At 44.9% G+C, this 23,497-nt stretch carries 24 protein-coding genes and 2 pseudogenes; 13 read left to right on the top strand and 13 right to left on the bottom strand.

Annotated features, from left to right (window positions below):
* Positions 1-407: 407 nt before the first annotated feature.
* The 6 genes from H6F66_RS09095 to H6F66_RS09075 all read right to left on the bottom strand — a co-directional run bounded on the left by H6F66_RS09095 (position 408) and on the right by H6F66_RS09075 (position 5,678).
* Positions 408-1,397: an RNA polymerase sigma factor, RpoD/SigA family gene (locus tag H6F66_RS09095; RefSeq protein ID WP_190420409.1), complete on the bottom strand. Its 990-nt coding sequence runs from the start codon at positions 1,395-1,397 to the stop codon at positions 408-410.
* A 289-nt stretch (positions 1,398-1,686) separates the two neighbouring features.
* Positions 1,687-1,815 carry a hypothetical protein gene (locus H6F66_RS28850; protein WP_277873816.1) on the bottom strand — a complete coding sequence of 43 codons (129 nt, stop codon included), beginning with the start codon at positions 1,813-1,815 and terminating at the stop codon, positions 1,687-1,689.
* A gap of 113 nt (positions 1,816-1,928) precedes the next feature.
* A complete protein-coding gene (locus H6F66_RS09090) occupies positions 1,929-3,665 on the bottom strand; it encodes an ATP-binding protein (protein ID WP_347269355.1) in 1,737 nt (578 codons plus the stop codon).
* A gap of 287 nt (positions 3,666-3,952) precedes the next feature.
* Positions 3,953-4,753: a glutathione S-transferase family protein gene (locus H6F66_RS09085; RefSeq protein ID WP_190420407.1), complete on the bottom strand. Its 801-nt coding sequence runs from the start codon at positions 4,751-4,753 to the stop codon at positions 3,953-3,955.
* Positions 4,754-5,097: 344 nt separating this feature from the next.
* A complete protein-coding gene (locus H6F66_RS09080) occupies positions 5,098-5,367 on the bottom strand; it encodes a GlsB/YeaQ/YmgE family stress response membrane protein (protein ID WP_190420405.1) in 270 nt (89 codons plus the stop codon).
* A gap of 41 nt (positions 5,368-5,408) precedes the next feature.
* Entirely contained in the window at positions 5,409-5,678 is a 270-nt protein-coding gene (locus tag H6F66_RS09075) for a GlsB/YeaQ/YmgE family stress response membrane protein (RefSeq protein ID WP_190420405.1), read from the bottom strand.
* A 662-nt stretch (positions 5,679-6,340) separates the two neighbouring features.
* Here H6F66_RS09075 and H6F66_RS09070 point away from each other — a divergent pair.
* Together H6F66_RS09070 and H6F66_RS09065 are read left to right on the top strand one after the other, a co-directional pair.
* Entirely contained in the window at positions 6,341-6,973 is a 633-nt protein-coding gene (locus H6F66_RS09070) for a fasciclin domain-containing protein (protein WP_190420403.1), read from the top strand.
* Positions 6,974-7,145: 172 nt separating this feature from the next.
* Positions 7,146-7,748: a hypothetical protein gene (locus H6F66_RS09065; RefSeq protein ID WP_199294949.1), complete on the top strand. Its 603-nt coding sequence runs from the start codon at positions 7,146-7,148 to the stop codon at positions 7,746-7,748.
* Between the two features lie 23 nt (positions 7,749-7,771).
* Here the strand turns inward: H6F66_RS09065 and H6F66_RS09060 are convergent, their stop codons facing one another.
* Entirely contained in the window at positions 7,772-8,257 is a 486-nt protein-coding gene (locus tag H6F66_RS09060; protein ID WP_190420401.1) for a gluconokinase, GntK/IdnK-type, read from the bottom strand.
* Positions 8,258-8,402: 145 nt separating this feature from the next.
* On the opposite strand from H6F66_RS09060, the gene H6F66_RS09055 reads away from it, so the two are divergent.
* Complete coding sequence (locus tag H6F66_RS09055) at positions 8,403-8,723, top strand: hypothetical protein (RefSeq protein ID WP_190420399.1); 321 nt, start codon at positions 8,403-8,405, stop codon at positions 8,721-8,723.
* Positions 8,720-9,088, top strand: a complete 369-nt coding sequence (locus tag H6F66_RS09050) for an aspartyl protease (RefSeq protein WP_190420642.1) — start codon at positions 8,720-8,722, stop codon at positions 9,086-9,088. Before H6F66_RS09055 ends, H6F66_RS09050 begins: the two co-directional genes overlap by 4 nt.
* A 15-nt stretch (positions 9,089-9,103) precedes the next feature.
* Here H6F66_RS09050 and H6F66_RS09045 read toward each other — a convergent pair whose 3' ends face one another.
* On the bottom strand, positions 9,104-10,654 hold the full coding sequence (locus H6F66_RS09045; protein ID WP_277873815.1) for an NAD(P)H-hydrate dehydratase: 1,551 nt from the start codon (positions 10,652-10,654) through the stop codon (positions 9,104-9,106).
* Between the two features lie 100 nt (positions 10,655-10,754).
* Positions 10,755-11,447, bottom strand: a complete 693-nt coding sequence (locus H6F66_RS09040; RefSeq protein WP_190420397.1) for a hypothetical protein — start codon at positions 11,445-11,447, stop codon at positions 10,755-10,757.
* On the opposite strand from H6F66_RS09040, the gene H6F66_RS09035 reads away from it, so the two are divergent.
* From H6F66_RS09035 to H6F66_RS09005, 7 genes and pseudogenes are all read left to right on the top strand, one after another.
* Complete coding sequence (locus H6F66_RS09035) at positions 11,441-11,638, top strand: hypothetical protein (RefSeq protein ID WP_190420395.1); 198 nt, start codon at positions 11,441-11,443, stop codon at positions 11,636-11,638. The two genes, H6F66_RS09040 and H6F66_RS09035, sit on opposite strands and share 7 nt — an antisense overlap.
* 110 nt (positions 11,639-11,748) lie before the next feature.
* Positions 11,749-12,804: a tRNA 2-thiouridine(34) synthase MnmA gene (mnmA, locus tag H6F66_RS09030; RefSeq protein ID WP_190420393.1), complete on the top strand. Its 1,056-nt coding sequence runs from the start codon at positions 11,749-11,751 to the stop codon at positions 12,802-12,804.
* Between the two features lie 60 nt (positions 12,805-12,864).
* The gene (locus H6F66_RS09025) at positions 12,865-13,476 is read left to right on the top strand and encodes a hypothetical protein (protein ID WP_190420391.1); all 612 of its coding nucleotides are present in this window, start codon (positions 12,865-12,867) and stop codon (positions 13,474-13,476) included.
* A pseudogene (locus tag H6F66_RS29275) lies at positions 13,460-14,512 on the top strand (DUF6745 domain-containing protein). Before H6F66_RS09025 ends, H6F66_RS29275 begins: the two are co-directional and overlap by 17 nt.
* 172 nt (positions 14,513-14,684) lie before the next feature.
* Positions 14,685-15,884, top strand: a complete 1,200-nt coding sequence (gene sat / locus H6F66_RS09015) for a sulfate adenylyltransferase (RefSeq protein ID WP_190420389.1) — start codon at positions 14,685-14,687, stop codon at positions 15,882-15,884.
* A gap of 106 nt (positions 15,885-15,990) precedes the next feature.
* On the top strand, positions 15,991-18,324 hold the full coding sequence (locus H6F66_RS09010) for a caspase family protein (protein ID WP_199294941.1): 2,334 nt from the start codon (positions 15,991-15,993) through the stop codon (positions 18,322-18,324).
* A gap of 144 nt (positions 18,325-18,468) precedes the next feature.
* A complete protein-coding gene (locus H6F66_RS09005; RefSeq protein WP_190420387.1) occupies positions 18,469-19,401 on the top strand; it encodes a tetratricopeptide repeat protein in 933 nt (310 codons plus the stop codon).
* Between the two features lie 284 nt (positions 19,402-19,685).
* Here H6F66_RS09005 and H6F66_RS09000 read toward each other — a convergent pair whose 3' ends face one another.
* Positions 19,686-20,558 (bottom strand): S-methyl-5'-thioadenosine phosphorylase, encoded by an 873-nt coding sequence (locus tag H6F66_RS09000; protein WP_190420385.1) that lies wholly within the window; start codon positions 20,556-20,558, stop codon positions 19,686-19,688.
* 213 nt (positions 20,559-20,771) lie between these two features.
* Here H6F66_RS09000 and H6F66_RS27990 point away from each other — a divergent pair, with 213 nt between their 5' ends.
* Positions 20,772-20,978 carry a hypothetical protein gene (locus tag H6F66_RS27990; RefSeq protein ID WP_206755776.1) on the top strand — a complete coding sequence of 69 codons (207 nt, stop codon included), beginning with the start codon at positions 20,772-20,774 and terminating at the stop codon, positions 20,976-20,978.
* Positions 20,979-21,298: 320 nt separating this feature from the next.
* Here the strand turns inward: H6F66_RS27990 and H6F66_RS08995 are convergent, their stop codons facing one another.
* Positions 21,299-22,534 (bottom strand): family 10 glycosylhydrolase, encoded by a 1,236-nt coding sequence (locus tag H6F66_RS08995; protein ID WP_190420384.1) that lies wholly within the window; start codon positions 22,532-22,534, stop codon positions 21,299-21,301.
* Between H6F66_RS08995 and H6F66_RS08990 the strand changes: the two genes are divergently transcribed.
* Positions 22,473-22,631, top strand: a complete 159-nt coding sequence (locus H6F66_RS08990) for a hypothetical protein (protein WP_190420666.1) — start codon at positions 22,473-22,475, stop codon at positions 22,629-22,631. The genes H6F66_RS08995 and H6F66_RS08990 overlap by 62 nt on opposite strands.
* Before the next feature lie 86 nt (positions 22,632-22,717).
* Here H6F66_RS08990 and H6F66_RS08985 read toward each other — a convergent pair whose 3' ends face one another.
* Positions 22,718-22,855, bottom strand: coding sequence for a hypothetical protein (locus tag H6F66_RS08985; RefSeq protein WP_190420382.1), 138 nt, complete (start codon positions 22,853-22,855; stop codon positions 22,718-22,720).
* Positions 22,856-22,960: 105 nt separating this feature from the next.
* Positions 22,961-23,383, bottom strand: a pseudogene (locus tag H6F66_RS08980) (Uma2 family endonuclease); the annotation flags it as partial.
* Positions 23,384-23,497: the final 114 nt, after the last annotated feature.

The following is a 23,497-nucleotide window of genomic DNA, read 5'->3' as shown; positions in this document are numbered from 1 at the left end:
AAGACTTCTCACCCTATAGGAGTTTTTGTTAAGTCAAGCGACGTATTAAGGACAATTTTTTCTACAGGAGATTGCCCCTGAAGTCTAGAAGACTGATTTGTAGTCCCTGGATTCAGCCGTTCCATTAGCTTTCCTAAATGCGTCAGCGTGGGCTTGTCTCTTAACTGATCGTTGACTTCATCGGCACCAGCCTGAATTACGCAAATATTTTAGGAAACTTTACAAAAGTAGGAGCGCGGGCAATCCCCACCGACTGAATCCTGAAGGACAGAGGGGACGGAATGTTTAACCAGATATGGACAAAAAAGCCAAATTAGTAATAAACCCGCCCCTACTAAGCTGTGGGGGCGGGTTTATTGGATATAACTGCCAGAACCGGGAATCATTGGTTAATCCCGCTCCTACAGTTAACTAGCGGCAATGTATTCTCGGACATTAGCTTGACGACGGCGCAGATGTGCGAGGGCTTGGTGTTCGAGTTGGCGTACCCGTTCACGGCTGAGGTTCAGTCTCTCGCCTACTTTCGCTAGAGAAAGCTCGTTGCCATCGTCTAAGCCAAAGCGGAGGGTTAAGACTTCTCGTTGCTGCGGTGTCAATTCTGCTAAGAGAGAGTCTAGGTCTTGCCGCAGGGATTCCTGGGTCATGTAATGATCGGGAGTGGGGCCGTCATCTTCTAGAAGGTCTTGCAGTTCGGTATCTTGGTTATCACCGACGCGCACATCCAGAGAAATTGGTTGACGGGCGATATTCAGGTACTCGCGGATCAAAGCGGGTTCTAATTCCAACGCTTCGGCAATTTCACCGGGGGTAGCGCTGCGACCCAGTTTTTGAGCCAGTTCCCGTTGTACTCGCTTAATTTTGTTCAGCTTCTCGGTAATATGGATGGGTAAGCGAATAGCTCTGGCTTGTTGAGCGATCGCGCGAGTAATCGCTTGGCGAATCCACCAGTAAGCGTAGGTGGAGAATTTGTAACCGCGCATCGGGTCAAATTTCTCTACGCCCCGCTCTAAGCCTAACGTGCCTTCCTGAATTAAATCCAGAAATTCCATGTTACGCTTCTGGTATTTCTTGGCGATCGCTACCACTAGACGCAAGTTGGCTTCGATCATCTTGCGCTTGGCTCTTGTTCCCAGCTTTATTACTCTATCTAATTCAGCTTCACTCAGCTGCACATGATCTGCCCACTCTTGATGAGTTGGTTCGCGCTGCAATGTTTCTGCCAAAGCGTCTTTAGCTTCAAGCAACGCCATCATTTGCTGTACCTGCTTACCATAGACAATTTCTTGCTCGTGGGTCAGCAGGGGTACGCGCCCAATCTCATGCAGATATGTGCGAACCATATCAGCTGTAAACATGGGTTGTTTAGTCGTCTTTTTTTGGGTGTTGGCAATTGGCATGAGTGAGTGGTGACTCCGTAAACAAGCAACAAATCTGTAGCAGGGGTTAAACTAAATAGGAGATTGCCAGCTGTTAAGATGAGAATAGCTAGGTCAATCTGCCAGACACATCCTGCGAAAGTTGTAAAGATAGCCTACCCATTTGAATAGGCTACCGTAACACATAAGGAACCATTCGTCAAATACTTCCGCTGGGGATACCTCTCAAGCTGGTATCAACCACTTATTAGCCACTCCTGATATCTAATCAAGGCTAAAGTCAAAGTCGGTATGAGTTTGTCTTACATTTCTATAATATCACTAATGTTAGACGACGCTTGAGGGTGAAAGGTTCATCCGATAGGGTTAAAGTTGCCGCCACCACCAATTTTTTTGACGCTGGAGTGAGGCGGGGTCTAGAAGGATCTATCTCATACATATAATGATGACCGGAAAACCCTGAAACTGATACAGGTGTTCTTGTGGGATAACCGAACTGATTTTGGGAAGAAGTCCGTAGTCACCAGGTTAGGAATCTTCCCTGAGAACTGACTAAAATCCAATATCAGCTTTAGCGGCTTCGGCGGCGGCGAACACTTCCTCATCAGACATTTCTTCCCAGCAAGTATCGCCAATTTCTCTGTAGAAGGTTTCATCATAAGGACGAGTCCTCACTACTACTGGCATGGGGACAGCGTGACCTAAAATTAAAGCTTGTTGCTTGGAATCCAGTTTGGCGAGAACGGAACGTAGACTCGCACCGCCAGAGACACCTGTGAAAATGGCATCGATGTCTTTTTCATCATTCAGCAAAGCGGTGATGCGGGTGCCAATCTGAGACATCACCTCATTATCAATCCCAGAGGGACGCTGGTCTACCACTAAGAGAGTGACAAAGTATTTTCGCATTTCGCGGGCGATGGTGCCAAAGATGGTACTTTGGACGATCGCTGGGTCAAGAAAGCGGTGTGCTTCTTCAATAGTAATTACTAACTGCTGCGGGCGATCGCTTGTATTTTTTGTCTGCAAAAACGTTTCAGCTTTGCGGACATAAGCTGCGTGAATGCGACGAGTAATCATATTCGTCACTAACATATAAGAAAGCATATCCGACTGGGAACCAAATTCAATAACTACGTGCTTACCAGCATCGAGAGATTGCAAAATTTGATTTACGTAGTTGTGAGGACAAGCAGTTCGGAGATATTTTAAATTTTCTAAGCGCATCAGTTTGCGCTGCAAGGACATAATCGAACCTTTATGGCCCTTCCTTTCCTCGCAGAACATCTGGATCTCCTCGTTGGTCATATTCAACAGTTGGACAATCCAAGAGTTGCCAAACTCGGCGTTTAGAATGTTGGCGTTGTCTAAAGCAGCTTCGGAAAGACCTAACTCGTTCCGCACCAGAAAGATATCTTGAACTTCGATTTGGTCGTAGCTGAGGTAAAGTTCCTGCGCGTCGCGTACTCCTCGCCGCTTGGTAGATTGGGGGTCGAGGGTGTACATTTCTACCTGACCGGGAAATAGCTGACGCAAACCTTTTACAGTGCTGAATTGTTTGCCTTCGCGGACTGCTTCCCAGCCATATTCCGAGTGCATATCAAAAATTAAATTTACCGCTGCTTGCCTGCGGATGATGCCAGATAATAGTAGGCGGGTAAGAAAAGATTTGCCTGTGCCAGATTTACCAAAAACACCGTTGCTGCGTTCTACAAATCGGTCTAAATCTATACAAACTGGTACTTCCATATCCAGTGGTTGACCGATGGCGAAGTTGCGCCGGTGGGGGTCGTCTTCCCAACCGAAGACGGCGCGAAAATCGCGTTCAGTGGCATCATAAACTTGACTAAAGTGGCTGGGAACTGTTTTAACTGGTAGCAACTCCATGTCGCCGCTAGTTTGCGCTTGAAATGAGGCGATCGCGCTTCCTTTCTTGGTATTTGTATCAGCTACCACATAAGTTCCACCAGATTCGCTTGCATCTCTGGTCAGCATCAACATCGGTGTTAAATTGATGGTGCCATAGGTGCCACTTCCTGCCAAGACTGCTTGCAAAAAGGTGTCATCGGGACTGGGAGGATCGGCGACAATTCGCTGACTAGAAGTTCCCAAAGAAACGTCGGTAAGCATACAGAAGAAGTCTGAACGAACGCCTCTGACAACTAAGAATTTGCCTACCCGCATATCCTCAACAGAAACATCGGGATGCAGTTTTACTTCTAGTCCCTGACTGAGGGAACCTTGAACTACCGATCCTAATGGCTTGTCCATCATAGTTCGATCTGACATAAATGCTGTTGCTTAGGCTTCCAAAGTTTATCGTACTTTTAGGTAACTATAGCAGTCCTAAATGATTCGTGAAGGCGAGATCCCCGACTTCGTAAGAGAAGTCGGGGATCTGAAGGGTTAGCACCTCACAACTAAAATAGGATTGCTATAGCTATTAGTTAAAAATAATTGTAGTAGGGTTTCATTCCTACGTTAACTAGGTGGGAAAAAAGTCATCAAAACAATTAGTAGGGTGAGCATTGCTCACCCTGTTTCTTAGATAATAGCGATCGCTATCCTAGGATCTTTTAATCAATTTCAATCGCTGTCGGTGTCGATCCGGTTCCACCTGCGGTAGTGTTGGCGCTCAAGGGTTTGCGATAATCTGCGTATAAGCGATCGCGCCAGTTGAAAAATGTTTCGTAGGCGACATTTTCCGCAAATCCGGGGATTCCTTTACCTTTTAGGGTTTCGGGAAGGTCGAGATAAGGCCCTTCGGGGAATTTGATTAGCATACTCAGTCCCGCGACAGCAAAATCTGCCAGTGTTGGGTAGTCGCCAACCAGGTAAGGACTTTCCGTTAGGATCAGGTTGATGGCTTCCAGGTTTTGTCTGAGGTCAGTTGTTGCTGATTGTACGGCATCTGGGCCGTAGCCGACACCTAAGCCCAGAATATTCAGCACTTCACCCGGTACTGCACCAACGAGAGTTTTGACCACATCGGGCGTGTTGCTGGGTAAAATCGAGGTGCGGAAATTCTGATTTTGGCTGATTGCTCCAAACAATACTTTACGACTTTTCAGACCAATTGATTCATCTGCCCAATCTTCTAAAGCTAAGCATAAGCCTTTTTGTTTGGGGTCAACTGGAATTAGGGGTCGGTCTGGATATTGTCGGTCGAGGTACATAGCGATCGCTGTAGAATCAGCTATTACCGTATTTCCATCTTTCAGCACTGGTACTTGTCTTTGACCAGACATCCGGAACAGTTCCACTTGTCCCACTCCGGGGGTTACTTCTATTTTGCGGTAGGGTAGCCCTTTGTAATCCAATATCAGCCTTACTTTTTCAGAGTAGTGGGATAGTTCAAATTGGTATAATTCCAGCATTTTGTCTTTCCTGCAAGTTTTTCAGAACCGAGAGACGCGATCGCGTCTTTGGTCAATTTAACGCTTTTAGCCTACCGCAGTTGTCATTTTTTCGCTTTAAATCAGAACGCCAAGCCGCAATTCTTTTAATTCTTAATTTTACTTGGCTTGCTGATGCTATTACTAAATAATACTTTTATAAAGTATTTTAAATCCCACGATTCTATTTTATCCCCTTATTTTTATATCTAAATTATTGTTTTTGTAAATATAGCGGTTGATATTACAATTTTAACGAATATAATGAAAGTCCCCTAGCTTGAAGCTAGGGGACTTTCATTATATGTAACAAAACAAAGTTTTTATTAAGCACTCTGACGGGTAAGTAGACCCCACAGAAATAGTAGAACCAGTGCGCCCAAGACTGCAAAGGCAATGCTAGGAATAGTTAGCGCTCCATAGGCTGCGCCTCCCGATGTACCGAAGAACATACTTCCTAGATAACCACCAACTAACGCGCCCAAAATACCTAAACCCATTGTTGCAAAAATACCACCGCCTTGATGACCAGGATAGATGGCCTTAGCAATAGCACCAGCAATCAAACCTAAAACAATCCAAGCAATAATTCCCATTTTTCAACTCCGTGGTTATTAACGTTTCAAAAAGTTTATTATTAAGCACTCTGACGGGTAAGCAGACCCCACAGAAATAGTAGAACCAGTGCGCCCAAGACTGCAAAGGCAATGCTAGGAATAGTTAGCGCTCCATAAGCTGCCCCTCCCGACGTACCGAAGAACATACTTCCTAAATAGCCACCAACTAAGGCTCCCAAAATACCTAAACCCATTGTGGCGAAAATACCGCCGCCTTGATGACCGGGATAGATGGCTTTAGCAATAGCGCCAGCAATTAAACCTAAAACAATCCAAGCAATAATTCCCATTTTTCAACTCCGTCGTTAATAATGTTTTATTTTTTTCTTTTCTTATTCTCAGAATATCAACTGCGGTATCTTGGTACCCTCTATCAGAGGTTATAACCAAAAGGCATAGAATTTTAAAGTATAAATTCATATTTTTGGCTGAAAAAAATAGTTTTTACAGCTTGCTATCTTAAGTTGATGAAATTTTGGCTGACAAGGAAGGTATCAACCTATAGGACGGTTGCTGATGAGATGACAATCGTGCTACTTCCCCAGATGGAAGAGGTAGCGATCGCTCTTTAATCGCTCCAAATTAGGGATTGCTAGAGGTTAAATCGAAAAGAAAAAGTCTAGAGTCCCAAGTATGAAATATTTCCTATTTCAGCTAACTTTACCCGCAAGCCTAACTTTAGGCTTTCTTATGGAGTATATCTAAAGGATTATTATCAACTTGGCAACAGCTAGATTAAGAGCGAGTTTATCCGAAGGTTTTTAAGGCTTATAACCTTTATCAGTCACACCTTTTTTCTACTTCACATCCCCAAATTTCTCCTATTTTGGGTTGCTTCAACTGTAGGGACAGCAACGGGAAGCTCATCCTAAAGACAGATGTAAAGAAGTGCAACAAAAAGTGAAGTTAGTTTAAGTCAATAGACTCCTAGCTTTCAGGAAAATCTTCAGCAATGAATAATCAGAATCGTAAAAATTTGATTCAACCGCTGGCTAGCCTAGTAGGAGTTGTAAGTGCTAGTGTGCTAATGGGTTTGCCAGCCATTGCCCAGGAGAAGCCCAAACCCCAAACCCCAAGTAATATAAGCCAGCCTAGCAACAATAGCGATCGCAAGGCTCCGATAGATACAAATGCGGCACCATCTCCTAAAGAAGGAGCAACCACATCCCCGAACGGCAACGTAGTTTCTGTAGCTGCTCAAAATGGTTCATTCAAAGTTCTCACTGCTGCCTTAAAAGCCGCAGGTTTGACTGACACCCTATCACAAGCTGGCCCCTTCACAGTTTTTGCGCCGACAGATGCAGCCTTTGCTGCTTTACCTCCCGGTACTGTGGAAGAGTTGCTGAAGCCAGAGAATAAAGCTTTATTAACTAAAATATTGACTTACCACGTCCTTCCGGGTAAAGTGACATCCACTCAGTTGAGTTCTGGTTCCGTTGCTACTGTAGAAGGCAGTTCGGTGAAGGTGAAGAAAGGAACTGATGGCGTGATGGTGAATAACGCCAAAGTTGTTCAACCTGACATTCAAGCCACCAACGGCGTTATCCATGTGATTGATAAGGTAATTGTGCCAGTTGGAGAGTAACTTTTCGGCATAAGAAACCAATCGAGAGACAAAACCCTGTTCAGAGAAATTGAACGGGGTTTTGTGTTTCTTATTGTCAACAACAGCTTACGCTTGGAAATTCAAGATAAATTAGAATAAAATCGACAAAAATATGGAGCTTTATGCTTCATAGGCGTTGAGGAGTGGGGAAATGGGGCATTTTATGGGTTTGCTTTTGGAATTGGGAGCCGCTGTAGAAGGTAAAAGGAAGAAGGTAAAAAAAAGCCTTTTTTATTTGCTAGTTTTAAGTTTTTACTTTTTAGTTCCCGTAGCTGATTCGGCTTCTGGTAGAGTAGGCGTTAGCTTTGGCAAGCCAGTATCAGCTCAGGCAGCATACGGAAGTTACGTAGGTGTTGGTGCTACGGTGGGGATTAATGAAAACGATTTCGGAGAAGGTCGCCAAGCGGGAGGGGTGATTGCTGTACGCTATAAACTGCTGCAAGCTCCTATTTCTCTAAGAGCGCAAGCTTTGATTGGTGCTAGTCCTGCGGTTGTGTCAACGATTTCTTATGATGTCCCGCTTAATTGGCAAACTGATGCTTACTTGGGGGCGGGTGTTGCTTTTGGCAGTGGAAATCGAACACCTTCACCTGTAGGAGATAAAACCAGTTTTGCTTTACAGCCTGGGATTGATTACGTTATTCCTAATAGCAATACAGTGCTTTTTGGCAACGCGATTATTGCTTTTGATGCCTACCGCGACGGTGGCGGAACGGCTGTCTCGGTGCAGGGCGGTGTAGGGTTGAGATTTTAGATTTCGGATTTCGGCTGAGGAATCTAAAGTCCAAGATGCCTCTGAATTTGCTGCACAATCGCCTCTGGCGGCCCAGAAACATCTACTGTGATGCCTTTTTGTGGCTCCTCTAGGGTGTCAAACTGGCTTTGCAAGAGCTTTTTGGTCATAAAGTGGTTTTGGCGTGACCCTAGCCGCTGCGCGATCGCTTCAAAGCTTCCCTTGAGGTAGACTAGCTCCATTTGTTCGGGGTCTCGCCACAGTGCTTGACGATAGGATTCTTTCAGGGCAGAACACGCTAGAACTACGTTTTTATCTTCTTGTAGCCATTGGTCGATGGCTTGTTGCATTGTTTGCAGCCAAGGCATTCTGTCGGTATCGGTGAGGGGAACGCCTTGGCTCATCTTTTCAATATTAGTTGGCGAGTGGAAGGAGTCAGCATCGCTGAAATCCCAGTTCAGTTCTTTTGCCAACAATTCAGCGACGGTTGATTTGCCGCTGCCAGAAACACCCATTACGATAATAATCACTTTTTTATTAATACTCGCTTTCAGTTATTTTAAAATGCGATCGCTTTCATAAATATGTCAATTTTAAATAATTTAATCTACGCGATCGCGCCACATTACCTCAAAATATAATATTAAAGTTTACACCACTAACCTAATTGTAATAATGAGCCAGAAAACCCATAGGCGAGTGCCACGCGGCAGCCGAATTTTCCCTGACCGCGCACTACTTTCTCCAGAAGAGATAGCTAGACGCGAGGCTGAGAATGAAGCATTTGCCCAGCGATGCCGAGAGATTTTTAACCGAGTTTACCCGGAATTGGTTAAGGAACATTACAACTGGTCAATTATGATTGAGCCAGAAAGTGGAGATTATTTTATTGACCCCAATCCAGAAATCGCCTTTCAAAAAGCCCGTGAGAAATACCCCAAAGCCCGAATTTTGGAAAAGCGCTTGAATGAGGCAGGGTGCGTTGGCAGAATATGATTCAAGGCTATTTTGGTGAAAAGGGTGAGCTGCTTTTTGAGATTGATTTGATAGCAGGTGATGGTTCAGGAGTTACGGTCAATGCGTTGCTAGATACGGGATTTACTGAGTGGTTGGCGATGGATATCCAAGATGTAGAGAGTTTGGGATGGACATTTATCCGGGAACAGGATATGCAGACTGCACGGGGAGAAATTAAGTTTAACCTCTACGCAGGTAGTGTTGTTTTTAATGGTCAAGAAGTTACTATTTCCGTCTTAGGGGGTGAAGAAATTACCGAGGTTTTGATAGGTTTGCAGTGCCTAGAAAATCGGCGGTTAGTAGTAGATAGAAAAGCAGATTTACTGACGTTGGGAGAAGATTGAGGAGAAAGCGATCGCTTATTCAACTCCTTCACGCACTACTGCCATCAAATACTGTGTCAAAGTATACGCATCGACTCCCAACTCAGTTCGCTCCTGGGAAGCCAAAATTCCCGCTTGAGCGTGCCACCAAGCCGCACTTTGCACCACCTCTTCTAGAGGCAATGCCTTTGAGGATGCCGCTGCCACAAGTCCACCCATTAACCCAGTTAACACATCCCCACTACCACCACGGGCTAATGCTGGTGTGCTTTCCGGCACAATCCATACTGAACCAGAAGGATTAGCGATCGCAGTCCTCGCCCCCTTCAAGAGGATCGTGGCACCACTGAGTTTAGATGCCTCGCGCACCAGCTGCACTCGGTCTTTCGTGGGATCGCCTAATGGGAACAGACGCTTAAACTCACCGCCATGAGGCGTTAAAACCGTTGCAGCTTGACGCTTGGATAATGTCGGGATGGTTCCCAATTCAGCCAAGATATTCAAACCATCGGCATCGAGAATCAGAGGGCGATCACTTGCTAAAACTTTTTCAACTACTGACGTGGCATCTTTTGTTACACCGGGTCCGCAAGCGATCGCGCTAAATGAAGCAAGTTCGATATCTGGTAAGGATGCGATCGCGCCCGTTTCTGTCTCCGGACAACCAATAATCAGCGCTTCCGGCAACTGTGCCAACAGTAACGGTTTCAGGTATTCCGGCACTGCAATTGAGAGCATCCCAACGCCACTAGCTCTCGCTCCCAAACCGGATAGAATTGCGCCTCCACCATACTTGTGAGAACCGCAAATTAGCAGCAGATGTCCTTGTTTATACTTGTGAGTCACTGGGGCGCGGGGTATGGGAAGATAAGCGATCGCAGCAGTTTTTGTCACGCGCTTCAATTTCGGTGGTCCTAAAACTGCCCAGATATCAGCAAGTGGAACATCAAAATCTATCAGTTCAGCAGTCCCGACATATTCCAACGCTTGATCCTGCAAAAAAGCAAGTTTCCACAAACCTAAGCAAAACGTGCGAGCCGGACGAACCGCTGTACCCAAAACCTCGCCAGTATCCGTATGCAAACCCGAAGGCAAATCAATACTAATTACAAGTTTCGACCACTCATTTAACTGATTAATAGCAGAAGCAATGGGGCCTTCTAACGCTCTTTCCAACCCAAACCCAAACAAACCATCGATTATTAAATCGCAGTCTTGCAATTGCTCAATTTGCTCATAACAAAGAATGCCCAAACTATCCGCATACTGGGCGTGTTGCGAAGTCAATTCCTTTAACTTAGAAATCGGACGATAAACAACAACCTCATAACCCTGAAAGTGCAACTCGCGGGCAACCACCAACGCATCGCCCCCATTGTGACCTGGCCCCACCAACACGCCAACACGCCGCGTGTTGGTGGAAGGATAAAGCGCTTCAATTCGAGATGCAATTAACTTTGCCACCTTTTCCATCAAAGCCGCCACAGGCATTCCCGCCGCAAATATACGCCCTTCAATTTCGCGCATTTGTTGGGCAGTCACCACAATTTGCTCAATTTGTTCTTGCCGTTTTTTCGCCTGTACCAAGGTGAGTTTCCTTTCAGCTATTAGTCACGAAGTAATTGGTAATTGGTAAGATAATTTTCCCAGCCTGTAACCTATGAATATCTCAATCTCCAATCCCCATCTATCTCCCGAAATAAACCCGCGCATCCATACCATTAGAACGCAGAAAGCTAGTCCAACGCTCTGCTTCTGATTGTTCTGCAAAAGGGCCAATTGCAACGTGCGGCCCTCGCGGTGAGTTTCTTTGAGCAACAGCATTCTCTGGGAAGCCCAACCGAATCATTTGGGCGGCAATATCGGGTAAATAGTCCTTACTTCCCGGAACAACCACGAAATAGGCTACGCCATCAATTTCGTCTCTACCTCTTTCTACAGGACGAGAATCGACATCATCACCAGAATAAGTATTAACTTGCGCCATAATGCCCCATTCTTCCAAAGCTTGAACACGCTGCTGGGCATTAGATTGATCAGAAAATACTCCCGCTTGGATCATGCCCCCGCCGTGGCGCACAAAAGCTTCTGGTTCTATCCTGCGGACTTGCGCCAACAGTAGGGGACTATCGCCGTTGATGTAAACGCCATATAGCTGAGAAGTTCTACCTTCTCTTAAGAAATTCTCATCTCTATTTCTGTTGCGCGTCCTTGGGGGTGGTGCTTGAAAGTCAAATTCACGTCTACCAGCAGGATTTGGTGACAGTGTTGGTAAACGATCTTGAGGAGCCGGTGGCTCAACATTTGGCGATGGAGGTAAGCCAGGAATCACATCCGGTGGTCTAGGGAGGGGTCTTGCCGAAGCTGGTGTAGATGCCACGAGCCAACATCCGCCCCAAAAGAGGCAAGCTAGGAGGCGTAGGAGGAAAGAAGTTTTACTTTTTCTCTCGCGACTGGTTTCTAAATTCTGGCGATCGCTACTCATTTCCAATCAGCCCTCCTGATTATCTTTCAGAAATTGTGGCGGCAAAATTTGTAGTAAATTTACCACAATTAGTCATCGTTCTGTAGCACCGGCGGGACACCTCTGCCAGTAATCCTTTGCTAATAACTAATGACTAACAACCAAAATGTTACTCTAGAGAAAAAACTGATAATTCAGTCATTCAAATTTTCGTTCCATGAATAAAGTCGTCGTTGGTCTCTCCGGAGGAGTTGATAGTTCCGTCGCAGCCGCAACCCTGCACCATCAGGGCTACGAAGTTGTTGGCCTTACCCTTTGGCTAATGAAGGGTAAAGGTCAATGCTGCTCTGAAGGGATGGTCGATGCGGCTTCAATTTGCGAACAGTTGGGCGTTCCTCATCACATTGTTGATAGTCGGGATGTTTTCCAGACAAATATTGTCGATTACCTAGTTGCGGGATACGAATCGGGTATCACGCCATTGCCATGTTCTCAGTGCAACAAGGCGGTGAAATTTGGCCCAATGCTGCGCTATGCCCGTGAAGAGTTGGGAATTGACCGTATTGCTACGGGTCATTATGCGCGGATCAGTTATGATGCGGAAACTGGACTTTACCAGCTGCGTCGGGCTGTAGATTCGTCTAAGGATCAGTCGTACTTTTTGTATGATTTGACACAAGATTTGCTTTCTGGAACAATGTTTCCCCTCGGAGAAATGCTGAAGACAGAAACCCGACGAATTGCCGCAGAATTTAACTTGACGACTGCTGATAAGCCGGAAAGTATGGATTTGTGTTTGGTGGAAGCCAACGGTTCCATGCAGGCGTTTCTGGATAAGTTCATTCCTCAAAAAGAAGGGGATATTGTTGACCAGTCGGGCAAGGTGTTGGGACAGCATACAGGTATCCATCACTACACGATTGGACAGCGTAAGGGCCTGGGAATTGCGGCGGCGGAACCGTTGTATGTGGTGGCGTTGGATGCGGTGCGGAACCGGGTTATTGTAGGCGATCGCGCTAGCACTCACAAGCCTGAATGCACCGCAGCGCGGTTAAACTGGGTTTCTATCCCAGAACCCACCAGTCCAATCCGTGCCGAAGTGCAAGTCCGGTATCGTTCCAAGGCTGAACCAGTCAGCGTAATCCCCCTAGAAGATTCGCGCATTAAGCTTGTTTTCGATGAACCTCAGTTCGGAATTACCCCTGGACAAGCTGCGGTTTTGTACGATGGAGATATCGTACTCGGCGGTGGAATTATCGAAAGGTTTGAGTAAACGGTAATAAGGTATAAGATAGAGGCAAAAGTAAAGTCTTTTGCCTCTTTTTTTATAACTATGGCTTATAGTGACTTCACCCTAAGCGAACTTAAAAAACTATTTAGTTTAACGATTAACGAAACAGTAGATTTATTTGCGGCTGTTCCTTCGGTAGAATGTAGCGAACATTTAGCTTTTACACTTAAAGAGAATCTTCCTTTAGCTACTGCTATTAATACTGAGAAAGCTCGTTCTGAAATGATTATAGCCCCTATCCTGATTGAAGTTAGGAGACGCTTAAATTATCAAGTTAGTTTATTTTCAGGTGTGGATTTTAATGTAGATACGGCAAGAGGATTAAATGGGATCTGTGATTTTCTAGTTAGCCGTTCCTCAGAACAGCTTTTTATTAGCGCTCCAGTCCTTACTATTGTAGAAGCGAAAAATGAAAATATTAAGGCTGGATTGGGGCAATGCGTAGCTGAAATGATAGCAGCACAGTTGTTTAATGAACGAGAGGGGAATGAAATTATAACCCTTTATGGAACTGTAACAACCGGAACTATTTGGAAATTTTTGAAATTAGAAGGGCAAGTAGTTTCTATTGACTTGACTGAATACTTCATAGGGAATGCCAATAAAATTTTAGGGGTTTTATTATCTGCCTACCATGATGTCACAGAAAATTGAACAACTCACGCCTGAACAAGAAGCTTTGATTCCGGTTTATTGGGAAAAGTGGAAGCGAATTATCTTCTCTACTGAACCAATTAACTGTCAAAAAGCTACGGCAGTAGTAAAAGCCGCCTACAACGCAATTGATTTAGAAGAGCCTAAGATTCTTTTTTTTGATAGTCCTTATCTAGCTTGGAAACATATATTATTGAATACATACCTTCATGAATATATTGAAATAATAGACTTATTAGAAGGTAAATGAATAAAACCAATATCAATAAACTTAGCTAATGAAATAAGGCATAATTTATTAAGGGAAACCAGCGCAAATTTTTGGTCATTAATAACAATAGAATCGCATATTATTGAAGCGGTAAATCATAAAACAATAAATTTACTTGAAAAAAAAGAATCGATTTTTTATAACAATTATGTTCCTAAGGGTTCTGAGAATTTTTATAGTAATATAGGTAGACTAGACTATTTCATTTCAGTTCTAGGGTGTAGTTGTCATCAAGACAGATGGCAAGTTCTTCAGCAGCTAATCAAAAATTGTGGTTGGATTTTTCCATTTGAAGAAGTTTGCTATGTGTGCGATCGCCCTCGCGTCCTCTCCTTTGACAACGAGCAACGCCTACACGCAGAAGGCACACCAGCAATTCAATTTGCTGATGGATTCAGTGTCTATGCTTACCACGGTGTGGGATTACCTGAAAAATACGGTGTACTGCACCCGAACCACTGGCACGCACAATGGCTTTTAGAAGAGGATAACGCCGAATTGAGGCGAGTTTTAATCCAAGGAATTGGTTACAGTCGAATTTGCCAAGAGTTGCAAGCGACTGAATTAGACTTTTGGCAGGAATACACTCTATTAAAAATAGATAATGATGTTGATGTAGAGCCAATTTATTTATTAAAAATGACTTGTCCCAGCACTGGATTTATTCATGCTTTGCGAGTACCTCCTGATGTTAAGTCAGCGCGTGAGGCAATTCGTTGGGTGAATTGGGGAATCGATCCAGAGGAATTTTCAGTGCAAACTTGAAGAACCTCTCCCTAACCCTCTCCTAAAAGGAGAGGAACAAGAAAAATATTTATAGCTGGAAGAAACTCCGACTCCCCCTTCCCTCGCAGGGAAGGGGGCGGGGGGCTAGGTTTCTTATCTCCCGGCTCTATATCTTGGTAGGATAATTTGGCAGCTAAATTTACAATTCGATATGAGCCTAGCACCTCACGGCGGTCAGCTAATTAATCGCATCGCTACACCAGAACAAAAACAAGAATTTCTCGATAAAGCCGACTATTTGCCCAGAGTGCAACTAGACGAAAGGGCAACATCGGATTTAGAACTGATTGCGATTGGGGGATTTAGTCCGCTAACTGGCTTTATGGAACAAGCCGACTACGATCGCGTAGTGATGGAAATGCGCCTTGCCAATGGTCTCCCGTGGTCAATTCCCGTCACGCTTTCGGTGGACGAGTCGGTAGCCGCAAATCTCAAAGAAGGCGGTTTGGTGCGTCTGGACGACCCGACTGGGCGCTTTGTCGGCGTTCTGGAACTAACCCAGAAATATCGCTACGACAAAACCCGCGAGGCGGTGAATGTTTATCGCACCGATGATGAAAAGCACCCAGGCGTTAAGGTTGTTTACAAGCAAGGAGAAATTCATCTTGCAGGATCAGTTTGGCTGTTGCAACGCGATCCTCATCCTTTATTCCCAAATTACCAAATAGATCCCGTCCAGTCTCGCGCCATGTTCAAGGAAAAGGGCTGGAAAACGATTGTCGGCTTCCAGACTCGCAACCCCATCCACAGGGCGCACGAATATATCCAGAAGTGTGCTTTAGAAACCGTAGATGGCTTGTTTTTGCATCCCTTGGTGGGAGTCACTAAAGACGATGACATCTCAGCAGAGATTCGGATGCGCTGCTACGAGATTATTCTGGAACACTACTATCCTCTAGACCGGGTAATTTTGGCAATTAATCCATCTGCGATGCGCTACGCTGGCCCTAGAGAGGCGATTTTCCATGCCCTAATTCGCAAGAATTACGGCTGTACTCACTTCATTGTTGGACGCGACCATGCGGGTGTCGGCGATTACTACGGAACTTACGATGCTCAGCACATTTTTGATGAGTTTGAACCGGGTGAATTGGGCATCACGCCAATGAAGTTTGAACACGCCTTCTACTGTACGCGCACTCAGACGATGGCGACGACGAAGACAAGCCCCAGCGCTCCCGGTGAACGCATTCACCTGTCGGGGACGAAGGTACGAGAAATGTTGCGGCGCGGTGAATTGCCACCACCAGAGTTTTCGCGCCCAGAAGTTGCAGCAGAATTGGCAAGGGCGATGCAGGTTCCAGAGGAAGCAAAAAAATATGAGATTGCAAGTTTAAAATTTGAGATTTGAGATTTGAGATTGGAGGCTGCTTAAATTTGAAATCTTCAATTTGCAATTATCTGTATTCCCTAGACCCTGATAGGCTATAGCTGATGGCTCATAGCTAATAGCTGATATGGGATTGAAGCGGCGGAGTTTTCTGCAACGAGCGGGAATGGCGCTTTTGGCGCTGGGCGTAAGTGAAACGGCGCTATCTCTTCTACTGGGGGATCAAAGCCTAGCGGTGCCTCTGCTGGATCGCTATTATCAAGCGCTGGCACAACCGAATGGGCGAAAGTTGGCGCTACTGGTGGGAATTAACCAGTACCCCCATACCACGGAGACGAAAGTAGCGTCTCTTTTCGGTTGCGTGACAGATGTGGAACTGCAACGGGAACTTTTGATTCACAGGTTTGGCTTTCACCCCAGCGATATTTTGACGCTGACGGATGCTCAGGCAACGCGGGGAAATATTGAAACTGCTTTCCTTGAGCATTTGACAGCACAAGCTTCATCAGGTGATGTGGTGCTGTTTCACTTCAGCGGCTACGGTAGCCGCGTGGGAAGGATGAAGGATGAAGATGATTCTTTAATCCAAAATCCCAAATCTAGAATCCAAAATTCCTTAGTGCCAGTGGATGGCGTTTTGTCAACCAAAGGAACAGTAGGGAATGATTTGTTGGAAGAGACGCTGTTTTTGCTGCTGCGATCGCTTGCCACTGACCAAGTGACAACGGTACTTGATACCAGTTACAGTGACGGCGATACCGTCCTCCAGGGCAACCTGCGGATTCGCACTTGCCCGGAAACGGTCTTAGCGCAGCAAGCCAGCGACGAGGAACTAGCTTTTCAGGAAGAATTGCGATCGCGCCTCAAGTCTTCGCCAGAAGCACTCAACAAGCTGCTATCCGGCGAAACGCCTGGAATTGTTCTGGCGGCAGCTGGCCCTAATCAGCCAGCAACTGAGGCGCGTTGGGGCGGTTTTAGCGCCGGATTATTCACCTACGCCCTAACTCAACATCTCTGGCAAGCAACCTCACCCACGACGGTTCAGGTTAGCTTCAATCGGGCTGCTGGAGTTGTCGAACAACTGGTAGGTAAAGAGCAACAGCCCCAGCTAATGGGTCAAAAAAGTAACGAGCAATACGCACTTGCCTATAATTTGACGCCTGAAATCGGTATTGGTGCGGATGGTGTGATTACGGCCGTGGAAGAAGGCGGCAAATTCTTACACTTGTGGCTGGCAGGATTACCAGCACCCATTTGGGAATATTACGGAGTAAATTCTCTGTTGGTGGTTAACAGCAATCAACTATCAACTCCGAACAATGAACAACCTGTACAAGTGCAAATTCGTTTTAAGGAGGGTTTGACTGCCAAGGCGCGAGTTGTTTTTGGGTCAGAAACGTCTAATTTACAAGTCGGGCAACTGGTACAAGAATCCATCCGCGTATTGCCCCGGAATATCGGCTTGACTGTGGCTCTAGATACCAAACTAGAACGAATTGAGCGCGTAGATGCAACCAGTGCCTTTGCCAATGTTAGTTCTGTCTCATCGGTTGTCACAGCAGGCGAACAACCCGCAGATTATTTGTTTGGCAAAGTCGAGACTACCGACTCGGCGGGCAGCTATGCACTATTTTCTCCCGGTCGGGATCTGATTTTCAACACAGCTGGAGAACCGACTGAAGCGGTAAAAATAGCTGTTAATCGTTTAACGCCGAAACTGAAAACACTGCTGGCGGCTAAGTTATGGCGTTTGACGGCAAATGAAGGGTCTTCTCGTCTCCCAATTGCGGCGACGTTGGAAATGATTTCTCCTACAGAACAGGTGCTGCTGCAACGAGAAACTTTGCGGAGGACGCAGGAAACTAATCTTGATTCAATCAATACCCAAAATTCAAAACTTTCCGCCCTTGCAGGCATCCCCACTTTACCAATTGGTAGCCGCGTCCAGTACCGAATTCAAAACTATAGCGATCGCCCGATTTATTTCATACTACTCGGCATCGATAGCAGCGGCTCTGGCATCGCCTATTATCCCCCGTCATTTCCCACTCCAGATGCCCTGGAAAGCAACCCGACGGCGGCAGCAACCGCTGCCCTACAAGATGTTGTTATTCCGGCGGGGGCAACTCTGACGGTGCCACAACCTCCATCATTGGAATGGGCGATCGCAGGCCCGGCAGGGCTTGCGGAAATTCATTTGTTCGCCAGTCGCGCACCCTTTACCCAAACCCTTGCTGCCATGTCCTCTGGGCGGCGTTCCCAGCGCGAAGGAGTGTCCGAATTGTTTAACCCGCTAGTCGTGGCGCGGGCCTTGCTGCAAGATTTACATCAAGCTAGTGCGTTAGTTAAGCAAAACGCGATCGCGTCTGTGTCTGGAGAAAATATTGGTATATCCTCTGACAGCTATGCTTTAGATGTCAATGCCTGGGCAACTCTCAGCTTTGTTTATCAAGTAGGTTGAATCAAATTAAAGATGCCTAATTCAACTTTCATTTTAATTAGGCATCTTTAATTACTCTATAGGTGGGGATTGCACGAATTTTCCTAGTACCTGATAGTTTTGGCACACGTTGGGAATACTTAGATTAAAGCTAAGAGTATTCTCATGAAGATCAATAAGCAAGTTGCCCTGGCGCTTTCCTTCCTTTTTCTATCTGCTGCTGCTGCCGTTGCCCAACCTCAGCCTGCTGCCACAACCCTATCGGTTCAGGAACAGCAGGAAGTGGAACGATTGCGGCTTGAGTTGGAAATACGCGATCGCGTACAATTGGAAGTTGACCGCGCCTTTAGCCGCACCACAACTTTACTCAATACTTTACTATTTATATTAACTTTGTTTCCGATTGTGGCATCTGCCGGCGTTTTTTTGCTACGTCGCACTGTCATTAACCAAATAGTTTCTGAAACCCAAAATCAATTAGAGCAAATTCGAGAAAAATTTGCCACCCAACTAGAGGAACAAGTAACTGCTAACTTAAAAAATCTAACTGACAATACCCAAGCAGGATCTGACAGTCTTCTGCAACTAAACAACCTAATTTCAGAAGCTCAAGCTGTATTAGGAGAACTTAAAGAACAGAAAATTATTGTATCTCAAGAATTTGAAACACTGAGGTACAACCATTATTATGAGCCACAAATTGAACCCATAAACTCTGAGTATCAAAATCACCTTTCGGAATTTACTTTAGATGCTCAATCTGATTTAGCAGTGCCAATTCAAGAATTGGATGCCAATGCTAACCAAATTTTAAATGCCAATGATTATTTAATCCAAGGAAATGCTTATTTTTCTGAAGGTCGTTATCTAGAGGCGAATCAATCTTATAACGCGGCTGTTAAGATTGAACCAAACTTTTCTGAAGCTCGGTATAACAACTCTCGTTGTTATGCGGTGCAATACCGGGTAAATTTAGCAATAGGTAATCTACAATGGGCAATTGATATTGAGCCTAATTATAAAGAAATAGCAAAAGCTGACTCTGCTTTTGATGCGATTCGCTCCGACGCTCAATTTAAGAAGTTGCTCAGTGAATAAGTTCTTCTAAATGGCTAGTCACTATTTTATTTTCTTAGTCCAAGCAGGCGGGCTAAGTTTCGTCTAGTCGCGACTTTAGCTGTCCTTGGCTCTTCACTCTTGAAATTGTGGTTTTTTTATGAACCACGAAGACACGAAGAACGCAAAGAGAAGATAGAAGTTAAGAATAAATGTAGGTTAGGTTTTAAGGGTTCAAAACCTAACCTACATTTACTATTTTATTTTCTTAGCCCGCGCAGGGGGCTAAGTTTTCTCTAGCCATGTCTTTAGTCCCTCTTACATCTTTACAAATACTTTTTCAACAGCAACTCCATCTTCTCCTTGGTTTCTGCCGGAACATTATCCAGGCGAGTTAAAATTGCATACTTCAAAGCAGAATGAGCATCAGAAACTGGAGGATTTTCACTCAGACGGCGGACAGTTTCTTGAATTACTTTTTGAGCATTAGCTGCATTGCGTTGCAAATTAGCAATCACCATTTCTACGGTTACGCTGTCGTGATCTGGGTGCCAACAATCGTAATCTGTAACTAAGGCTAAAGTTGCATAGGCAATTTCAGCTTCTCTAGCTAACTTCGCCTCCGGTAAATTTGTCATCCCAATAATTGTCGCGCCCCAACTACGGTAAAGATGGGATTCAGCTTTAGTAGAAAACGCTGGCCCTTCCATGCAGACATACGTACCGCCGCGATGGAGGGTGACATCTGGTAAATTTAAGGATGCGATCGCATCCGCCACAACAAGAGCCAATTTATTACACACCGGATCGGCAAAAGCAATGTGCGCTACAATTCCTTCTCCGAAAAAAGTGGAAACTCGATTTTTTGTCCTGTCAATAAATTGATCCGGTACTACCATGTCCAAAGGTTTAGCTTCTTCCTTCAAGGAACCAACAGCGGAAGCAGAAATCAGATATTCGACCCCTAGCTGCTTCATGGCGTGGATATTCGCTCGAAATGGCAACTCGGAAGGTAAAAGCGTGTGATTTCGACCGTGACGGGCTAGGAAAGCCACTCGCGTTTCATCTAAAGTTCCCAATATCAACGCATCAGAGGGAAAGCCAAAAGGTGTAGAAATTTGCACCTCTTCCACATCTTTGAGCGCTTCCATTTTGTAAAGACCACTGCCACCTATAATCCCAATACGAGCCTGAGCCATTGTTTTTGCCTTCTTGCTGCAACGCCAAGCTATTTTACCGGGAAATTACTGACTTTATTTAAACTCCGCGTTATTTGTCAATGATGGGAATCACGGATTTTTCAGGAAAATATTACAGCCTTTCTACGATCGCGATCGCCCACATTTGTAAAGAAATATTGCATACTTAAATTATACTGAGTTTTGATTTATACAAAAATATCTACCCGTAGAATGATGATATCCCAACGCTCTCTACCTAAAGTATCAGTAGAACAAATTGTTGAGCGCATTTTCGCCTTTCGGCAGATTACGCGCACTGACCAAAGGTTACTCATGTCCGCATTTTTATCGAAAAAATGCTACAACGAAACAGATCATTTGCAAATTAAGCGTGTGTTTGATGCCCTGCAAAGAGGATTAATTAAGGTTACGGATTAAGAATCCATTCCTTCTTTATCCACCATATACAGAAATTGCTTTAGGTTTACCCAAACCAGCGATGGTGTTATGGTAACGCTTTAGCATCATACAGTTAAAAAGAACTACAAAATATTAGAGATGGCATTGAGTCAGCTAAATGGGGCAAAATTTACCTCAGCGCCGTCACTTTGATAAAAATGAACAAAGCAGGAATAAACTCAGGTAGCGATCGCGCTCCTATCTGTCTGTGTAACGACAGCTTGTTGAAAGTTGTAAGCATTTCTCCCAGCGCAGACTCCCTTGCCTAATTATTTCAGCAAATCTATTATATTCTTACCCTATTTACTCGTTGGAGTTAACTTCTTGACAAGAGCAGCAGTCTCTTCTGGTTTTCCAGAGGAGGGAAACACTAAAATACTCTTGATTTTGGGGTTATCAACCAATGCTTTTAAACGAGACAACTGCTTATCTGAAATAGCTACTCCCGCATAATTTTGGGCATAATCTAGTTCTTGGGTAAAATTCGCATCGTTATAAATTTGAATGAAAACTCGATCAACATTCCAATTTTCCCAATCAGCCGCAAAATAACGTTTACCCCAATAAGGATTATGATGGCAAAGGTCGAAACTAACCCTTGGGTTAGCTTTCTTTATGTCACCTCTCATTTGCCGCACAAACTTAGTTAAATGCGCCGTGCGATCAACTTTGCCTGGTAATTCAGCATGATAACCTAGGTAATCATCCCACTGAACTGCATCGATGGTTGGATACTTTTTGACGAACTCTACTGAGATTGTTCTGAATAAATTAGCAACCTCTGGAATCTCCACATCCAGTACATAATGCTCGATGCCAGCGTAGGTTTTATCGACCCCAGGAACAATCCATCGTTTAGAAATTGCTAAATCAAAAATTGGGCTATTTTTATCAATTTTAATCCCCTTTTCAAAATAGGCGTGAACTTGCATTCCCTGCTTGTGCGCCTCATCAATCAACCAATCTAACCATTGCTCTTGAAATTGGTTAGGACAGCTTTTGTATCCGAATGTTTGCTGCATGACATTGCTGTTGTACATCGTGCAACCATTCCCCCACACCCCATGAATAATGGTATTTATTCCTTGAGCGCGATAAAAACGAACTCGTTCGCGAATCATTTTTTCGCTAGCATTATTAGTCGCCTGATACCGACTCAAATAAATTCCTCTTATTTCCTTTTTATCCCAAGAATTTTGAGGTGATGGTAATTTCTTGGGGGTTACGGGTAATGCTGCAACTTGTGGCTTGGTTGTTGGTGTCGCAATCGGAATCGCTTTCGGAAGAGGAGGATGGGCGGTTGGTGTCGCAGTCGGAATCCCTTTCGGAAGGGGAGAATTGGCAACAGGTATGCCCTGGCTAGGCGCAGAAGTCAAAATAGGAGCGGTTGGTTGTTGATTATTAGGCAAAAATTTACTGATATCTAGTTTATCTAGATGCCTAAAGCCCCAATAACCAACACCTAACAAAACGATGATTAATGAAAATGGAATACTCGCACATCCACATCCATTGTTTTCTTTTTTAGGTGGCATGGCAACAAAGCATGATTGTTTAACAATGCAGCAACTTTCTTTACTCGACTGGGGCTTGCCTGTATTAACGGATACTCTTGAAGTACAGGAGGAATAATTTAGGGCTTAAGTGATACATCAAGCTACTTCACTTTGCGATCGCTTAATTCCGCATAGCCTTAAAAAATGGTGCATGAAGCGTAACTATCCTGTCGGGAATCGCATCCCGACAGGATAGCTAAAAGCGATCGCCCGAATAGCAGTTACAGCAGCAGATTGAGACGTGGCAAGTGTTACTGGAAAAGTTGGGAGGGATTGACGGTGAAAAAGCGATCGCTTCACGCTTCTCCTTTCCTGATACCTAGTCGCCCTCTCATCGGAGGTCGTGGTAGTTTCTCGAATCGTTATCGGAAGCGCCTCTGCTAAAAGTCCTGACTTTGTATCGCGCTAAATCTCTCGACGGAACGCTCTAATCGCTTCTCCAGCGTCAGTTTCCGCCATCAAGATGCAGCGTTTCAATAAATCAAGATCCAGGTCATTGAGTCCGGGTAGCTGGCTGCGATCGATGGGTTCATAACTACCGTCTTGAAGGTGATACAGCTTGAGCGATCCATCTTCCCAAAACCAAACTTCTAATACACCCAAAGCTTTGTAGCGTTCTAACTTGCTAATGCCTCCACTGGTAAAGACCACTTCAATCGACAAATCGGGAATCGACTTCACACTCCTAATGCAGTATGACTCGTCCGCCTGAACCGAGACAACGCCTTCTTTTTCCTGAGTCATTGCTCCTGTAGGCTTGAAGAAGATTCCCTGTTCAACCAGAAAGGTAGTCACTAAGTAAAAAATGACGCGAGCAAAGGCTTCGTGGTTGGTTGACTGACAAAACTGCTTAGGGGTGAAACGTAAATCAGGAGGGAAGCAGAGCTTGATTTAGGCTAGTAAGTAACTACACAAATCAGTCAAATCAATGGCTCATACTTC

This window comes from Trichocoleus sp. FACHB-6 (assembly GCF_014695815.1).
GTDB lineage: Bacteria > Cyanobacteriota > Cyanobacteriia > Cyanobacteriales > FACHB-T130 > Funiculus > Funiculus sociatus.
Note: the sequence above shows the minus strand (reverse complement) of the source record. Positions and strands in the feature narration are given on the sequence as shown.

Coding starts and splice junctions, on each gene's coding strand:
- H6F66_RS09095 (WP_190420409.1), bottom strand. CDS start 1,397: ATGCCAATTGCCAACACCCAAAAAAAGACGACTAAACAACCCATGTTT.
- H6F66_RS28850 (WP_277873816.1), bottom strand. CDS start 1,815: ATGTATGAGATAGATCCTTCTAGACCCCGCCTCACTCCAGCGTCAAAA.
- H6F66_RS09090 (WP_347269355.1), bottom strand. CDS start 3,665: ATGTCAGATCGAACTATGATGGACAAGCCATTAGGATCGGTAGTTCAA.
- H6F66_RS09085 (WP_190420407.1), bottom strand. CDS start 4,753: ATGCTGGAATTATACCAATTTGAACTATCCCACTACTCTGAAAAAGTA.
- H6F66_RS09080 (WP_190420405.1), bottom strand. CDS start 5,367: ATGGGAATTATTGCTTGGATTGTTTTAGGTTTGATTGCTGGTGCTATT.
- H6F66_RS09075 (WP_190420405.1), bottom strand. CDS start 5,678: ATGGGAATTATTGCTTGGATTGTTTTAGGTTTAATTGCTGGCGCTATT.
- H6F66_RS09070 (WP_190420403.1), top strand. CDS start 6,341: ATGAATAATCAGAATCGTAAAAATTTGATTCAACCGCTGGCTAGCCTA.
- H6F66_RS09065 (WP_199294949.1), top strand. CDS start 7,146: ATGGGGCATTTTATGGGTTTGCTTTTGGAATTGGGAGCCGCTGTAGAA.
- H6F66_RS09055 (WP_190420399.1), top strand. CDS start 8,403: ATGAGCCAGAAAACCCATAGGCGAGTGCCACGCGGCAGCCGAATTTTC.
- H6F66_RS09050 (WP_190420642.1), top strand. CDS start 8,720: ATGATTCAAGGCTATTTTGGTGAAAAGGGTGAGCTGCTTTTTGAGATT.
- H6F66_RS09035 (WP_190420395.1), top strand. CDS start 11,441: ATGCCACGAGCCAACATCCGCCCCAAAAGAGGCAAGCTAGGAGGCGTA.
- mnmA (WP_190420393.1), top strand. CDS start 11,749: ATGAATAAAGTCGTCGTTGGTCTCTCCGGAGGAGTTGATAGTTCCGTC.
- H6F66_RS09025 (WP_190420391.1), top strand. CDS start 12,865: ATGGCTTATAGTGACTTCACCCTAAGCGAACTTAAAAAACTATTTAGT.
- sat (WP_190420389.1), top strand. CDS start 14,685: ATGAGCCTAGCACCTCACGGCGGTCAGCTAATTAATCGCATCGCTACA.
- H6F66_RS09010 (WP_199294941.1), top strand. CDS start 15,991: ATGGGATTGAAGCGGCGGAGTTTTCTGCAACGAGCGGGAATGGCGCTT.
- H6F66_RS09005 (WP_190420387.1), top strand. CDS start 18,469: ATGAAGATCAATAAGCAAGTTGCCCTGGCGCTTTCCTTCCTTTTTCTA.
- H6F66_RS09000 (WP_190420385.1), bottom strand. CDS start 20,558: ATGGCTCAGGCTCGTATTGGGATTATAGGTGGCAGTGGTCTTTACAAA.
- H6F66_RS27990 (WP_206755776.1), top strand. CDS start 20,772: ATGATGATATCCCAACGCTCTCTACCTAAAGTATCAGTAGAACAAATT.
- H6F66_RS08990 (WP_190420666.1), top strand. CDS start 22,473: ATGATTAATGAAAATGGAATACTCGCACATCCACATCCATTGTTTTCT.
- H6F66_RS08995 (WP_190420384.1), bottom strand. CDS start 22,534: ATGCCACCTAAAAAAGAAAACAATGGATGTGGATGTGCGAGTATTCCA.